We start from the raw sequence: 13,809 nt of genomic DNA on the forward strand, positions 1-13,809 counted from the left end.
GGTCGAGTCCGTGATCGGTCCAGCTCGATTTCCGGGTGGTCTTCGCGCGACCCCACGCGGAGTTGTTGACTTGTCTGCCAAGTGTCGTCTACCTTGGAGTCTCGACTTGGCAGACATGCCAACAACCTGGAGGTTGAGCGATGGCTCTGCGTGGCGGTACGAGGTTCGCCGTGCGTTGTGAGGACGTGTTCCCGGCTGGGTGCGCGTTGGTGCCCGAGTCGATGGGTGAGGTGGAGGACTTCGACGAGAAGACGGGTCGGCGTAGCCCGGCGAAGGACAAGTTGACCGGCCAGCGGGTGTGGCAGGTCCGGGTGATGGACCTGGATCCGGAGCTTGGCAAGCGGTCGCGGGAGACGACGGTGAAGATTTCCGCCGACTACCAGCCGGTGCCGCCGACGGGTGCCCCGTTCGAGGCGGTGGAGTTCGACGGCATGACGGTGACGCCGTACGTGGCGAACAACGGCCGGATGGCGTACTCGCTGCGGGCGACCGGCATGCGTGCTCCGGCGGGTGTGGCCAAGAAGGCGGCGGCGTAGCCGCATCTGGTGGGGGCGGGGCTGTCAGGTCTTGGTGGACGGCAGCCCCGCCCTCTGTCTCTTTCCCCTGCTCTGTCGAGAGAGGTAGTGACGTGTCCAAGGGTATGCGTCCGGCTGGCCGTGGCTGGCCTCGGTGTGGCGTGTGTCAGTCCCGGTTCGACCCGGCCACCGGTGCCCACGGCCGGTGTGAGGGCTGCGTGGGGCAGCTCGTGCTTCCGTTCCCTCCGGTCCGGGATGCATCGGGTCGGTTCGTGTCGCTGCGGGGTGCCAAGTGATCGGGCGGCCTCGCGGTGAGGTGGTGACGACCTCGGCCGGTGACCTGATCGTGTTCCGTCCGAGGCGCTTCGAGCTGCCGATGTGGCTGGTGGTGCTCGGCCTGGTGCTGCGCTGGTCCGGGCGGGTGCTGTGGTGGTGCCTGCGGCATCCGGCGGCCACCGGCTCGGTGGTCCTGGCGCTCTGGCTCTACGTCGAATTCGACTGGCCCGGCCTGGTGGTGCCGCTGGTGATCGCGTCGGCGGTGTCAGCGGTGTGGCGCTGGCGCGATGAGTCGTCCTGGTGGGCATGGCTGGCGGGTCCGCTGCTGGGTTCGTTCCGGCGGGTGTTCGTCTACCGGCGGGTGTGGCGTGAGGCCATGACGCTGTGCGGACTCGCCGAGACGTTCGACCGGCGGCACGTGCTCCCTGAGCTGCTGCGGGTCCGCTCGGATCAGGCCCTCGATGTGCTGACGGTGCGGATGGTCCGGGGGCAGACGCCGGAGCAGTTCCAGCGGGTGAGTGCGAACCTGGCGTACGCGTTCGGTCGGCGGCATGCCCGGGTTTATGCGGAACGTCCCGGGGACCCGTCGACGCGTGCCGGCCGATGGGGCTGGGTGCTGCGGTTGGTGGATCGGGTGCGGTATCGGGACCGGCCGACGGTGGTCTATGTGGCGTTGGTGCGGACTGATGCGTTGCGCACGGTGGTGCCGCCGTTTCCGGTGCCGGCGGTGCCGGACATCACCGCGTTGCCGTTGGCCCGGCGGGAGGATCTGCGTCCCTGGTCGCTGCATCTGCTCGCGACTCACGTCCTGGTGGGCGGCGCCACCCGGTCGGGGAAGGGTTCGGTGCTGTGGTCGCTGGTCCGGGTCCTCGGCGGCGGTGTCGCCTCGGGGCTGGTGCGGCTGTGGGTGGTCGACCCGAAGGGCGGGATGGAGTTCGCGCTCGGTCGGCCGATGTTCGCCCGGTTCGCGTGCAAGTCGTTCGAGGCGATGGCGGACCTGCTTGACGATGCCGTGACGGTGCTGCGGAAGCGTCAGACCCGCCTGGCGGGAACGGTGCGGGTGCACACGTCGACCGAGGCTGACCCCCTGGTCGTGGTCGTCGTCGACGAGATGGCGGCGCTGACCGCGTACTTGCAGGATGTCGAGCTGCGCAAGCGCATCGCATCCTCGCTGGGGTTGCTGCTGTCGCAGGGGGCCGGCGTCGGTGTGCTGGTGGTGGCCGCATTGCAGGACCCGCGTAAGGAGGTGCTGCCGTTCCGGGACCTGTTCCCGACCCGCATCGCGCTCGGTCTGACCGAGGCGTCTCAGGTCGACATGGTCCTCGGCGACGGTGCCCGCAACCGGGGTGCGCTGGCGGATCAGATGCCCCGGTGGGCCAAGGGCGTCGGGTACGTGATCCTCGACGGCACCCCCGACCCGATGCGGGTGCGGTTCTCGTACGTCAGCGACGACGACATCCGCGACATGGCGCGGCGGTTCCCGGCGCCGGCTGACGCCTCGGACATCCTCGCCCAGGTCGGCCAAGAGACCGCCACCGAGCCGGTACGGCTTCCGTTGCCGCGTAAGCCGTCCGGGCCGCTGCTGCCCGATGCGCTGCGCAACCTCCTCGATCGGGACGGCGGGGGTGAGCCGCGGTGACCGCCACCCCGGACGGTCGTCGGTTCTACCGGCTGCGCACCCCGGAACCGGTCACCGTCGTGTCCGTGCGCGTCGACCCGGAACGGCCCGATCCGTACCCGGTGTATCTGGCGGTTGGTGCGGGCCGGCGACGGATGTCCCTGACCCCCGACGAGGCGTGGGCGCTGTGGCGCTGCCTCTCCGAAGCGGTCGCCGCGCTCGGCGCCCCTCCCGACTACATCCGCACCGACATCCGACCGGCCAGGAGGTAACTGCCATGACCACCATCACCCGCTTCATCAACCGGCTCCGTCGTCCGCTGCGCATCCGCCTCGTCGGCCCCGCCGACCAGACCGCCGCCGCCCTGCACGGCCTGGCGCACATGGTCAACCGCCGCCCCGACATGGCCGACCGGCGTATCCGCATCGACCTGACCATCCGCGACAAGCCGTTGCAGGAGTGGCGATGACCGAGCGCACCGAATCCGGCGTACGCCTGGTGATCCTGCTCGCCATCGGCGCGATGGCTGGCGCCGCCGCCTTCACCCACGTCCATGACCTGTCCGTCGCCCATGGCCAACCGGACTGGATCGGCTGGGCCAACGCTGTAGCGGTCGAGCTGATGACGATCTACCTCGGCCTGGAACTGCGCGCCCGCCGTCGCGTCGGTCGACCGGTGGGCCTGGTGGGCTCGTTGCTGGTGGCGTTCGCGTTGCTGTCCCTCGCGGCCCAGGTCGCGGAAGCCGAATCGTCGGTGTGGGGCTGGGTCGTAGCGGCGGTACCATCGCTGGCCTTCCTCGCCCTGGTCAAGGTCGTCCTGTCCAACGCCCCGGTCACCCCGCCGGCTGTCGAGCCGAACCAGCCCGACGCCTACCGGTACGAAGAGCCGGCGGAAGCCACCGAGGTCGAACCGGTCCGCCCGACCGTGCCAGCGTCACCCGTCGTCCCGGCGGTGCTGCCTCCGCGCGCTGTCCAGTCCAACCGGCCGCACGTCGTCGGGATCATCCGATGACCGCTGCGACCCTGCCCGGCCTCGCGTCGGCCGCCCCGACCCCGGCTGCTGCTCCTCGGCTGGGGTCGCGGGCGGCCCGCATGGCGCTTCCTCGTTCGGTGGACGTGCTCAAGGAGATCGCGGCCGAGTACGGCGTGTGCGTGCGTCCTCTGGCCATGCGCCGCACGGATCTCGACACCGGCCTGACCGAGGTCATCGACCTGCCCTGCGGGGCGACCCGGGAGGACAAGTGCGCGCCGTGCGCGAAGAAGAACCGCCGGCTGCGGCAGGCACAGATCCGGGAGGGCTGGCACCGTGACGACGAGCCGCTACCGCCCCCGGAGCCGGCGACCGAGGAACAGGAATCCCTGGTCCTCTTCCGCGCACACCTGGAGTTCTCCCGTGACGAGGCGTCCCGGGCGTGCCAGTGGGACCAGGTCGACGACCTCGACGAGGCAATCCGCGAAGTGGAAGAGGCAATCGCGGCCGAAGGGCTCCGGGGACGGGTCGCCCCGCCGCACGCCACCGGCGACGAGGACCAGGGCGACGACACCGGCCCGCGTCGCAAGCGCTCCACCCGGCGGCGTCAGGACGCCCCGGAACTGCCTCGCCGCAAGGTCGAGCCGCGCACGGTCGGCAGGACGTACACCGCCCCGGACGGGGCCACCTACCGGCCGTCGATGTGGCTGACGCTCACCCTCGACTCCTACGGCCCTGTCCGCCCCGACGGCACGCCGCTCAACCCCGATCGGTACGACTACCGCCGTGCGGCGTGGGATGCCGTGCACTTCCCTCGGCTGCTCGATCGGTTCTGGCAGAACCTGCGGCGGTGTGAGGGCTGGAACGTCCAGTACGCCGGTTGCGTCGAGCCGCAACGCCGACTCGCCCCACACGCGCACTTCGCCATCCGGGGCACGATTCCCCGGGACATCCTGCGCACCGTCGCGGCGGCGACCTATCACCAGGTGTGGTGGCCGGCGGTCGACGTCGCGCGGTACACCGTCGAGCGGCCTCCGGTGTGGGACGAGGACGCCTGCGCGTGGGTCGACCCGGACACTCGCGCGCCGTTGACCACCTGGACGGAAGCCCTCGACGCCATCGACGCCGACCCGGACGCGGAACCGGTGCACGTGGTGCGCTTCGGCGCCCAGGTCGACGCCTGCGGCGTCATGCCCGGCACCGCCGACGCCGAACGGACCATCCGGTACGTCACGAAGTACATCACCAAGCACACCGGCGACGTCCACAAGGCGACCACCGACCGGCAACGGGCACACCTGGACCGGCTGTGGCGGGAACTGCGCGTGACCCCCTGCACCGACCGCTGCGCGAACTGGCTGCTGTACGGAGTCCAGCCGAAGAAGGCACACGCCAAGCTCAAGCCGGGCCGCTGCAAGGGCAAGGTTCACCAGCGGGACACCCTCGGCATCGGCGGCCGGCGCATCCTCATCTCCCGCGACTGGTCCGGCAAGACCCTCTCCGACCACAAGCACGACGTGCGGGCCTGGGTGCGGGCGCTGCTCGGCGTCACCGTCGGCCTCGATGGCGTCAACGACCAGGGCGCCACCGTCGAACCGGTCCGCCACGCCTGGGAACTGGCCCGCCCCGATGATCCCGACGTGCCGGCCATGGCCCACCGGCTGCTGCGGTCGATCAGCGAACGCGCCCGCTGGCGCTCCGAACTGCTCGCCGCCAAGGACCGCGCGGCCCAGCTCCCCGCCGACGCCTCGACGACGGAAACGGACGACAAGACGGGGGAGGGGCTGTGATGACGGCCAAGGACGAGCTGTGGACGGTTCAGGACGTGTCGACGTACCTCCGGGTGCCGCAGGAGACGCTGTACCGCTGGCGCAAGGTCAAGTACGGTCCGCCGGCGGCCAGGGTCGGTCGACACCTGCGGTACGAGCCGGAAGCGGTCCGGTCGTGGGTACGTGAGCAGGCGGCGGCCTGATGGGGCATGTGGAGGATCGCTGGTACAAGAGGCTGCGTCACCCGGGCGGGCGGTCGGAGCGGGTCAAGACGGAACTGTTCGGCAAGGGTCTGCGCTACCGGGTGCGGTACATCGGGCCGGATGGCAAGGAGCGCAAGAAGTCCTTCCCGGACCGGGCCAAGCGCGACGCTGAGGCATTCCTTGTCTCGACGGAGACGGACAAGCTCCGGGGCTCGTACGTTGACCCGCTGGCCGGCCGGATGACCTTCGCCGAGTACGCCGAAACCTGGCTGCGCACGCGCTCCTTCGATGAGTCGACCCGGGAGATCACCGAGTTCCGGGTACGCAAGCACCTGCTGCCGTTCTTCGGCTCTCGGCAGCTGGCGGCGATCAAGCCGGGCCACATCCGGGAGTGGGACGCCGCCATGGTCGGGAAGCTGGCCCCGGCGACCCGGGCCGTCATCTTCGCGCATCTGCGGACCATCCTCGGCGCGGCCGTCGACGACGAGCGGATCGCGAAGAATCCGTGTTCGGCAAAGTCGGTCACCGCGCCGCGACCGGTGCAGCGTCGGGTGGTGCCGCTGCGCTACGACCAGGTTTCGGCAATCCGCGGTGGCCTCGCCCAGCGGTACCGGGCGATGGTCGACCTGGGCGCCGGCTGCGGTCTGCGGCAGGGCGAAATCCTCGGGCTCGGCGTCGACGACATTGACCTTGACGCCGGATGGGTGCACGTCTCGCGTCAGGTCAAGCTCGTCCGCTCCCGGCTCGTCTTCGGCCTACCCAAGAACGACCGGGATCGCCGGATACCGCTGCCCGACTCTGTCGCCCTGGTGCTGCGCCAGCACATCGACGACTTCCCGCCAGTGTCGCTCACCCTGCCATGGGAGAACCCGGCCGACGATGAGCGGGTGACGGTGCCGCTGCTGTTCACTACCACCCGGCGCGGCGCGATCAACCGACACACCTTCGACGACAAGAGCTGGCGCCCCGCCGTACGGGCGGCCGGCATCACGCCGACCCGGGCCACCGGCATGCACGCGCTGCGCCACTTCTACGCCTCGTTGCTGCTCGACGCGGGGGAGAGCATCAAGGCCCTCGCGTTGTACCTCGGCCACGCCGACCCTGGCTTCACGCTCCGGGTCTACACCCACCTGATGCCGGCCAGCGAGGAACGCACCAGGCGTGCCATCGACGAGATTCTGGCGAGAGAACCGCGCTCAGGTGCTGGCTGATACCGCATATTGCGCGTATCGGTAACTCAGCTTATATAGGGTCATTGGGGCGAGTCTTGTGGGTTCCGAATAGGACGGTGCCTGGTCCATACTTGGCGAGTGATTGCTCTGCTGCTGATCCGCGCTGTCGTCATGGCGACTGCGGGGGCGGTTGTGACCCTTGCTCAACTCAACCTCCCTGGTGGAGGGTTCTGGGAGAAGCAGGTTTTCCTGCAGTGGGCAAGCGTTCTGGCTCTAGCGGTATTCGTTATCTACGATGCGATTCGTTCTGTGAATCTCGCTATACAGGCCGCGCGAATTCGAGAGTACGACAATGATATGCGCGCCTGTTTGAGCGCAGCAATATCGGCGGTCATAGACGCTACTGGGGCTCCGTGGGATGAACTGTCCATCCGCTACTACGGTTTGCGGGGAGTTCTGTTTTGGCGTCGGCTGGAACTGATTGCTGCAGTATGTGCGGGCGCGAATTTGGTTGACTCGCAACGTTCATTCAGTCCGGGGGTGGGTGTTGCGGGGCAAGCTTTTGTGCAGCAAGTAAATATTGCTATCGAGTGGAGTGATTTCGTTCGAAGTGCCACTGAGGCTGGCCCGGACGCCTGGGCTGGTCGTGGTGAGCGAGAGCGTTATGGACTCACCTGGGGCCAACTGCGGAGATCCCCCCAGCCGGATGGATTGATCGCCAGTCCAACCTTCGCACTCAACGGCAACCCCAGCGGTTGCATAGTTGTTAGCGGGCCCCTGAAAGTCGTCGACTTGGCTGGCGACAGCGTGCGACGTACGCTTGATGAGTTGGCGACTGTGCTGGATCAGCTTGGCTCGCCGCCAAGGGGATGGTGGGGTTCTCATGGACGGTAACCGCGGATCTGAGTTCAAAGAGCGTCCACTGAATTCGGGCCGGGTTTCATCTCAATTCGCGCTCTTGGTCCGCAAATACGGTGGTTCGCCACGGCTCTTGCGTAGAGTTAAGGAAGTCACTAAGGACCAAGAACCTTCTTACGAGGCGGGTGCTGACGCATCTGGGGCTGGCGGCTCTCGCGCTTCCGCTGATTTCATGGAGCGGTTTTTGCGACGGAAGGCTTCGCGCGCAATCGACGAGGATCCTTCGGTGGTGGACGTACTGAATTGGTTGGATACTTCTGAGTCAGGTCGGACCATGACTGAGCCGACTAAATCTGGAAAATCGGAAGATGAGATCTACGAACTGTTCGCCAGGCAGCGCGAGCAAACGAGACAGCTTCTCGATAATTTATCCGACCTGGTCGCCTTGCGCGATTTCACCAAAGGGCTGTCTCTCCTCGCGGTGAAGCGCGCAGCTTCATCCTTGGCGTCGATAGACCAGGACACGCATGTCGATCTTCTTTCTGTAGTGGCCAGATCAAACCTGATGAGAGGTTTGGAAGGGCCGGTACACACTCCGCGCTGGGTAGTTAAAGCAAAAACGACGGCTGAGGTTGGCCCTGTGTCGCTGCCGGGGCCCCAAGCTCCCGAAGGTCGGCGAGCGGCTGCTGCCGAATTGGCTGCTATTGAGCGCCTTGTGACCAGCATGACCGACCGGCTCGGTCGTGATCATCCGGTCGTACTGGTCGGCCGGCGTGTATGGGCCGAGATTCAAGCCGCGGCTGGTGATGTGCCTGGTGCTCGTGCAGCGCTGGTAGACGTCGTGTCCGATCTCACCCGTATCGTGGGCGCTGCCCACCCGGAAACTGTCGCTGCACGGACGAGTCTGCGCGGACTTGTGCAGGGAAGCGTCCGTAGGTGACCAGATCGCAGCTACGCCCTGCAGACGCCCTGAGAAGGTTGACGGCGGCCCTTCTCGCAGGTCAGTAGGCACGGTTACTGCAGAATCCGGCGTACAGGTCGACTCGTCCGTCGCCCACCCCAGGCGCTGCGGGATAGCCGCCGAGCATGCGCTACCTCAGCCGGTCGTTCCTCCTCGGCGCGCCGCACCGCAGGAAGGAGATCGAGCAGTTCCTCGGTCCTCACGGTGAGGGCATCGAGGTTGTCCGCTGGGTGTCCAGCTGGCCATGGCAGGACGGCTGCAACGAAAATCGCTGTCCGGTCGTCGGAGACCGGTGATAGAAAGCCGCGTGGATCAAACTCTCACGTTCGCCGATCACTTGCGGCTGATCAGCGAACGCTCCGCCGCCTTCCGTGCTGCGGTCGCCGCGGCACCCGCTCTCGACATGCAGGTTCCGACCCACCCCGGCCGGACGCTGTTCGATCTCGTGCAACACGTGGGCTTGGCGCGTCGCAAGTCGGCCGCCATCGTCGCCGCGGGGCCCGCGGACGCACCCCCGGAGAAGTCGGTCTGGGACGACGGCACGGGTGCGCCTCGGGAACGTGAGGCGCTGCTGGCCTGGTGGACCGAGTCCATCGAACAACTGACGAGCGTGCTGCGTGAGGCCGGTCCGGACCGCAGTTGTTGGACGTGGTGGGACGACTCGCCGTCACCGCAGACCTCTGGTGCCTGGGCGCGGCGGCAGGTCCCCGAGATCGCGGTGCACACCTATGATGCCCAGCTCACTCTGGGCGCCCCGCAGCCGTTACCGGAAGAGGTCGCCCTCGACGGTTTCGACGACTGCCAGTTCACCCTCTGCGCGACCACTGTCGCCTGGCCGCATGCCCCCGCCGTCGTCGAGTACCACGCCGTCGAGGGTCGCTCCTGGCGGCTTCGGCTCTCCCGCGACGGCGCACAGGTCGCCCGACTCACGCCTGCTGCCGGCGAGGATTCCGTAACTGCCGACGCCTCCGCCCGGGGCACGGCGAGTGACCTGGTGCTGTTCTTCTACGGCCGCATACCGCTGGATTCGCTGCAGTTCGAGGGCGACAGTCGCATCTTCGATCAGCTCGCGGCGTGGGACCCGTCCGTGTGACAACCCGATTGTGGTGAACCGCGAGGTGGGCGGCAGGCGACGTCTGATCAGAGCCTTGTCGGATTCCCGACGTGGAGCGCGTCCGATCGGTTGGTCCGCGCCTGCGGGAAGTGGCTGACACTCGAACGTCATGGACGAGGAACCTGGTGAAGCGGCTGTCGGTGTCCTGGTCGCGGCGTTGAGCGGCACCGCGAGCGCCGGACTTCAGGCAGCGGCTGAGAAATTGCGTGCGCGAATTCATTCTCAACTGGTGGATGTGGATAGCAGCGAGATCTACGAGAATTGGGAGGTTGCCCCGCGGAGCACCCGGAAGCAGGGCGATCTGGCAGCCGCCATCGGTTTCCTGGCCAGAGACGATCCTGATTTCGGGGCCAACCTGAAGGAGCTGATCGACGAGGCCAGGGCGCTGTCGATCGTGCAGGAGGGCAGGCTGGCCGAGGGAGACCAGGCCGACAGTTCCGTCGAGGACGGTGAAGACTCCAGTTTCGTCAGCGGCCTGGTGTACGGCGATACCTACGTCGACGACTACGCCTCGAACTCACACAGCGCCACGAATTCGAAAGCCGTCATCATCGGTGGCGGAATCGTCGTGGCCTGCTTGCTGGGGCTCGCCATGTTCCTCGGTGTCCGGCAATTCACTGACTCGGGTGAGATAACGGAGGACTCGACCTGTCAGGAATTCCTGGAGGCGCCCGCTGAGGAAGCCCAGCGGGGTCTTGGTCGCATCGGAGCCGAGCTCGGCGTCAATACGGGGGTCCCGCTCGCGCCGAACGCCATTTCCTACGACTGCGGCAGGGAGCCCACCGCGCGCCTGGGTGACGTCGTCCTGCGCTACAGAGGGCAGTTCTGACCGGTAGTCGAGTGCCGGCACGGGAGACGCGGCGACGGTGCCGGGGCCTGCGACGGGTGCCGGGCGGTCGGACGGCTTGGGGATGCGGGGGGCGGCGTGTGGGACGCTGCGGAGGTGATCGAGCTTGCGGACATCGAGGCGGCCGCGCACCGGATCGCCGACGTCGTCGTACGTACCCCGACCCTGACCAGCCCGGGACTGTCCGATCTGCTCGGCGTACCTGTCACCGCCAAGCTGGAGCTGCTGCAACGTACCGGATCGTTCAAGGCCCGGGGCGCGGCGGCGAAGCTGCTCACGCTCGACGACGCCGAGCGGGCGGCCGGGGTGGTCGCGGTCAGCGGCGGCAACCACGGCATCGCGGTCGCGGTGATGGCCGGCGCGCTCGGGGTGGCGGCGACTGTGGTGATGCCCCGCAGCGCGCCCGCCCGCGCGGTCGAGATTGCCCGCGCGGCCGGGGCCGACGTGCGGCTGACCGAGGACATGGCCGGCGCGTTCGCGCTGATGAACCGGCTGCGGGACGAGGGAATGACGTTGCTGCACCCGTTCGACGACCCGATCGTGCTGGCCGGGCAGGGCACTGTCGGGCTGGAGTTGGCCGACGACGCCGGTGAGCTGACCGACGTGCTGGTCAGCATCGGCGGGGGCGCGCTGATCTCGGGTGTGGCGGCGGCGCTGCGGGCGCGGCGGCCGGGGGTACGCGTCTGGGGCGTGGAGACCGAGGGCGCGCAGGCGATGTCGCAGGCGCTTGCCAAGGGTGGCCCGGTCGAGGTGCCGCTGTCGTCGATCGTCACCACGCTCAGCGCGCCGAGCGTCTCGCAGCTCACCTACGAGCACGTGACGGCGCTGGTCAGCGACGTCCTCGTGGTCTCCGACGCCGAGGCGGTGCGGGGCACGCTGGAGCTGGCCGAGCACGCCAAGGTGTGGGCCGAACCGGCCGCCGGGTGCCTGCTGCCCGCCGCCCGCCGGGTGGTCGAGCGGGTGGGCGGCGACGTCCGGCTGGGCCTGGTGGTCTGCGGCGGCAACGCCACAGTGGCCGACGTGACCGCGTGGGCCGGCCGCTTCGGCCTCTGACCGCCCGCCGCGTCACACGAGCGGCAGGATCCAGGGGTACGCCGGCCGCCTCGGCCCGGACGGGTGGGACCGGGACGACCGGCGTACGTCAGGAGGTGGCCGGGCTGACGCCGTCGAGCAGCTCGGCGAGCCGGGCCGCGGTGGTCGGGGCGTGCAGGTGCAGCCGCGCCACGTTGATGCTGTCGGTGCCGATCACGGCGAGCAGCGCCTGCCCGTTGATCGCGTACACGCTGAGGTAACCGCCCGCGTTGCGCACTGTGGACTGCTGGAAGTCGCCCTGTTCGAGCCGGAAACCGACCTGGCGGCCGAGGCCGTACATGGTGGCGGCGAGCGCGGCCAGGTCGTCCGGGTCGGCGCCGTTCTGCAGGTTGTGCGTGACGAGCAGGCCGTCGACGCCGCCGAGGACGCAGCCGTGCACGCCGGGGATCTGCAACCGCAGCGCGGACAGCTCCTGGCCGATGGCCGGGTACGGCAGCGCCGGGTTGCCGGCCAGCGATGGCGGCAGCGCGCGTAGTGGCGGCAGCGTGCCGGCCTGGGCGCGCGAACGGCGGGGGAGGTCGTCCACCCGGCTCACAGTTCCAGGCTCTCCTCGATCGTGCGCAGTTGGTGCCGCGCCATCGCGAGGTTGGCCCGGCTCTTGCTCACCATCAGGTAGAGGAACAGGCCCTTGCCGGTGCGGTTGCTCAGCGGGCGGATCAGGTGGTATTGGCTGCCCAGCGTGATCAGGATGTCCTCGATCTCGTCGTCGAGCTTGAGCATCTCGATGGTGCGCAGCTTGGCGCGTACGACGTCGGTGTTGCCGGCGGCGGCGACGGTCAGGTCGATCTCGCCGGTGCCACCGGCGACGCCGAGGGTCATGCCACTGGTGTAGTCGACGAGCGCGGCACCGATCGCGCCGTCGATGTTCATCGCGTTCTTCAGCGCGATGTCAAGGTTGCCCACGATTTCTCTCCCCAACTCGGGCCGCTGTCGCCGGAAGCGCGACAGCGGATTCGTCCGTCGAGGCTCGCATATGGAGTCGTGCGGTGCACCAGGGCCACCGGTGATCCACCTGAGCGGGCCCCGCCGGACCGGCCACCGGTCCCGCCGAAGGGGACACACCGTCCCATTGTCGATCACCGTTCGTCCTGCTACCTCGGGGTGCACCCGCCCTATGTAGAGTTCCGATAGAGTACCGCTGTGCGACTGACCATCCCGGTGGTGAAGGTGCTCTCGGCGCTGCTCTCCGAGCCCGAGGGGCCGCGTTACGGGCTCGACCTGATGCGGCTCACCGGCCTGCCCAGCGGGACGCTCTACCCGGTGCTGCACCGCCTCCAGGCGGCCGGCTGGCTTGCCGCCGACTGGGAGGACGTCGACCCGGTCGCCGCCGGCCGCCCGGCCCGCCGCTACTACCGCCTCACCGGCGAGGGCGTCCGGTCCGCCCGGCTGGCGCTGGCCGAGCTGCGTGCCCTCGTACCCGCCGAACGTGCCGGTGGCGCGGACCTGGCCGGGGCGCCGGCGTGGTGACCCGGCGGGTGGCGATGCTGCTGTTGCGCGTCGCGGCGCGCCGCTGGCCGGTGGAGCTACGCGCCGACCTGGCCCGGGAATGGGACGCCGAGCTGCACGAGCTGGCCCGGACCAGCCGGCGGTGGGGAATGCTCCGGTTCGCCGGGAGCCTCGCGGCCGCCCGGTCGGCCACGCCACTGACCGGCCGGGCCGGGTCGCGGCGGCTGGGGCGTACCGCAGGGGTGTTGCTGTTCGCGCCGCCGGCCTGCCTCGCGGTCCTCGCGGTCGCGGCCGCGGTGATGGCCCTGGCGCACGGGTGGCTGGAGATGCGCGCCGCCGCGCAACTGCCGGCCTGGTCCGGGCTCACCGCGCTGCTCGGCGTGGCGTTCGCGCTCGTCGTCGCCCGGGCCGCCCGCCGGACCGTACGCGTGGGGGCGCTGCCCACCGCGCTCGGCGTGGTGCTGCCGATCGCCGCGACGGTGACCGTCACGTCGGCGCTGCTCGCCGCCCGAGGCGAGAGCCGGGTCTGGGAGAGAGCACCAGGGCTGCTGCTCTGGCTGGGCCTGCTGACGGCGGCGCTCTGGGCCGCCGGGGCGCTGGCGCGACGGGGCCGGCTCCGCCTCGCGTGGCTGCTCGGGCTGGCCGGCGCGCTGGTGGCGGCGGACGCGGCGGTGGTGCTCGCGGTGGTCACCTCGATCCCGGCCGGCGCACCGGTGGCGGACGGCCTGCCGCCGGACTCGGTGGACCGGATCTCCGCGCCGCTCTGGCTGTTCACCTGCTGGACCGACTCCTCGTTCGGGCTGCCCCGGCCGACCGGGTGGGAACGGTTCCTCATCACCGACCGGGTGCTCGTCGAGCCGATCTTTTACCTGGCCTGCACGCCCTACGCCGTGGCGTACGCGATCACGGCGGCCCGGCCGGCGCCGGCCGCCGTGGCCGGTCCGGCGCCCGTCCCGGTCCTCGCCTGAG

The 13,809-nt window shown here is 69.3% G+C and carries 18 protein-coding genes; 16 read left to right on the top strand and 2 right to left on the bottom strand.

The window, feature by feature from the left end; genetic code table 11:
- Positions 1–140 precede the first annotated feature (140 nt).
- The 14 genes from ACGFIA_RS20935 (at position 141) to ACGFIA_RS21000 (ending at position 11,355) form a co-directional block, all read left to right on the top strand.
- On the top strand, positions 141–536 hold the full coding sequence (locus tag ACGFIA_RS20935) for a transcriptional regulator (RefSeq protein ID WP_281585541.1): 396 nt from the start codon (positions 141–143) through the stop codon (positions 534–536).
- Positions 537–891: 355 nt separating this feature from the next.
- The gene (locus ACGFIA_RS20940; protein ID WP_393261596.1) at positions 892–2,430 is read left to right on the top strand and encodes a cell division protein FtsK; all 1,539 of its coding nucleotides are present in this window, start codon (positions 892–894) and stop codon (positions 2,428–2,430) included.
- On the top strand, positions 2,427–2,681 hold the full coding sequence (locus ACGFIA_RS20945; RefSeq protein ID WP_393261487.1) for a hypothetical protein: 255 nt from the start codon (positions 2,427–2,429) through the stop codon (positions 2,679–2,681). Before ACGFIA_RS20940 ends, ACGFIA_RS20945 begins: the two co-directional genes overlap by 4 nt.
- 5 nt (positions 2,682–2,686) lie before the next feature.
- A complete protein-coding gene (locus ACGFIA_RS20950; RefSeq protein ID WP_393261490.1) occupies positions 2,687–2,878 on the top strand; it encodes a hypothetical protein in 192 nt (63 codons plus the stop codon).
- Positions 2,875–3,420, top strand: a complete 546-nt coding sequence (locus tag ACGFIA_RS20955) for a DUF2637 domain-containing protein (RefSeq protein ID WP_393261493.1) — start codon at positions 2,875–2,877, stop codon at positions 3,418–3,420. Before ACGFIA_RS20950 ends, ACGFIA_RS20955 begins: the two co-directional genes overlap by 4 nt.
- Positions 3,417–5,168, top strand: a complete 1,752-nt coding sequence (locus ACGFIA_RS20960; protein WP_393261496.1) for a replication initiator — start codon at positions 3,417–3,419, stop codon at positions 5,166–5,168. Before ACGFIA_RS20955 ends, ACGFIA_RS20960 begins: the two co-directional genes overlap by 4 nt.
- A complete protein-coding gene (locus ACGFIA_RS20965; protein ID WP_393261499.1) occupies positions 5,168–5,350 on the top strand; it encodes a helix-turn-helix domain-containing protein in 183 nt (60 codons plus the stop codon). Before ACGFIA_RS20960 ends, ACGFIA_RS20965 begins: the two co-directional genes overlap by 1 nt.
- Positions 5,350–6,561 carry a tyrosine-type recombinase/integrase gene (locus tag ACGFIA_RS20970; protein ID WP_393261502.1) on the top strand — a complete coding sequence of 404 codons (1,212 nt, stop codon included), beginning with the start codon at positions 5,350–5,352 and terminating at the stop codon, positions 6,559–6,561. The genes ACGFIA_RS20965 and ACGFIA_RS20970 overlap by 1 nt, the downstream gene beginning before the upstream one ends.
- A 99-nt stretch (positions 6,562–6,660) precedes the next feature.
- Complete coding sequence (locus tag ACGFIA_RS20975) at positions 6,661–7,416, top strand: hypothetical protein (RefSeq protein WP_393261505.1); 756 nt, start codon at positions 6,661–6,663, stop codon at positions 7,414–7,416.
- Entirely contained in the window at positions 7,406–8,320 is a 915-nt protein-coding gene (locus tag ACGFIA_RS20980) for a hypothetical protein (protein WP_393261508.1), read from the top strand. Before ACGFIA_RS20975 ends, ACGFIA_RS20980 begins: the two co-directional genes overlap by 11 nt.
- Positions 8,321–8,466: 146 nt before the next feature.
- The gene (locus tag ACGFIA_RS20985) at positions 8,467–8,637 is read left to right on the top strand and encodes a hypothetical protein (protein ID WP_357389096.1); all 171 of its coding nucleotides are present in this window, start codon (positions 8,467–8,469) and stop codon (positions 8,635–8,637) included.
- 11 nt (positions 8,638–8,648) lie between these two features.
- Complete coding sequence (locus ACGFIA_RS20990) at positions 8,649–9,434, top strand: maleylpyruvate isomerase family mycothiol-dependent enzyme (RefSeq protein WP_393261511.1); 786 nt, start codon at positions 8,649–8,651, stop codon at positions 9,432–9,434.
- A 130-nt stretch (positions 9,435–9,564) separates the two neighbouring features.
- Positions 9,565–10,284, top strand: coding sequence for a hypothetical protein (locus tag ACGFIA_RS20995; protein WP_393261514.1), 720 nt, complete (start codon positions 9,565–9,567; stop codon positions 10,282–10,284).
- A 114-nt stretch (positions 10,285–10,398) separates the two neighbouring features.
- Complete coding sequence (locus ACGFIA_RS21000) at positions 10,399–11,355, top strand: threonine/serine dehydratase (RefSeq protein ID WP_393261517.1); 957 nt, start codon at positions 10,399–10,401, stop codon at positions 11,353–11,355.
- 88 nt (positions 11,356–11,443) lie between these two features.
- Here the strand turns inward: ACGFIA_RS21000 and ACGFIA_RS21005 are convergent, their stop codons facing one another.
- Together ACGFIA_RS21005 and ACGFIA_RS21010 are read right to left on the bottom strand one after the other, a co-directional pair.
- The gene (locus tag ACGFIA_RS21005) at positions 11,444–11,929 is read right to left on the bottom strand and encodes a roadblock/LC7 domain-containing protein (RefSeq protein WP_357389088.1); all 486 of its coding nucleotides are present in this window, start codon (positions 11,927–11,929) and stop codon (positions 11,444–11,446) included.
- Positions 11,926–12,297 (bottom strand): hypothetical protein, encoded by a 372-nt coding sequence (locus tag ACGFIA_RS21010; RefSeq protein ID WP_013287772.1) that lies wholly within the window; start codon positions 12,295–12,297, stop codon positions 11,926–11,928. The genes ACGFIA_RS21005 and ACGFIA_RS21010 overlap by 4 nt, the downstream gene beginning before the upstream one ends.
- A 237-nt stretch (positions 12,298–12,534) precedes the next feature.
- Here ACGFIA_RS21010 and ACGFIA_RS21015 point away from each other — a divergent pair, with 237 nt between their 5' ends.
- Positions 12,535–12,861, top strand: coding sequence for a PadR family transcriptional regulator (locus ACGFIA_RS21015; RefSeq protein WP_357474752.1), 327 nt, complete (start codon positions 12,535–12,537; stop codon positions 12,859–12,861).
- The gene (locus tag ACGFIA_RS21020) at positions 12,855–13,808 is read left to right on the top strand and encodes a hypothetical protein (RefSeq protein ID WP_357474749.1); all 954 of its coding nucleotides are present in this window, start codon (positions 12,855–12,857) and stop codon (positions 13,806–13,808) included. The genes ACGFIA_RS21015 and ACGFIA_RS21020 overlap by 7 nt, the downstream gene beginning before the upstream one ends.
- Position 13,809: the final 1 nt, after the last annotated feature.

Source organism: Micromonospora sp. NPDC049203, assembly GCF_043197215.1.
In the GTDB taxonomy this organism is placed as follows: Bacteria; Actinomycetota; Actinomycetes; order Mycobacteriales; family Micromonosporaceae; genus Micromonospora.

Coding starts and splice junctions, on each gene's coding strand:
- ACGFIA_RS20995 (WP_393261514.1), top strand. CDS start 9,565: ATGGACGAGGAACCTGGTGAAGCGGCTGTCGGTGTCCTGGTCGCGGCG.
- ACGFIA_RS20980 (WP_393261508.1), top strand. CDS start 7,406: ATGGACGGTAACCGCGGATCTGAGTTCAAAGAGCGTCCACTGAATTCG.
- ACGFIA_RS20965 (WP_393261499.1), top strand. CDS start 5,168: ATGACGGCCAAGGACGAGCTGTGGACGGTTCAGGACGTGTCGACGTAC.
- ACGFIA_RS20970 (WP_393261502.1), top strand. CDS start 5,350: ATGGGGCATGTGGAGGATCGCTGGTACAAGAGGCTGCGTCACCCGGGC.
- ACGFIA_RS20985 (WP_357389096.1), top strand. CDS start 8,467: ATGCGCTACCTCAGCCGGTCGTTCCTCCTCGGCGCGCCGCACCGCAGG.
- ACGFIA_RS20960 (WP_393261496.1), top strand. CDS start 3,417: ATGACCGCTGCGACCCTGCCCGGCCTCGCGTCGGCCGCCCCGACCCCG.
- ACGFIA_RS20940 (WP_393261596.1), top strand. CDS start 892: ATGTGGCTGGTGGTGCTCGGCCTGGTGCTGCGCTGGTCCGGGCGGGTG.
- ACGFIA_RS20955 (WP_393261493.1), top strand. CDS start 2,875: ATGACCGAGCGCACCGAATCCGGCGTACGCCTGGTGATCCTGCTCGCC.
- ACGFIA_RS20935 (WP_281585541.1), top strand. CDS start 141: ATGGCTCTGCGTGGCGGTACGAGGTTCGCCGTGCGTTGTGAGGACGTG.
- ACGFIA_RS20950 (WP_393261490.1), top strand. CDS start 2,687: ATGACCACCATCACCCGCTTCATCAACCGGCTCCGTCGTCCGCTGCGC.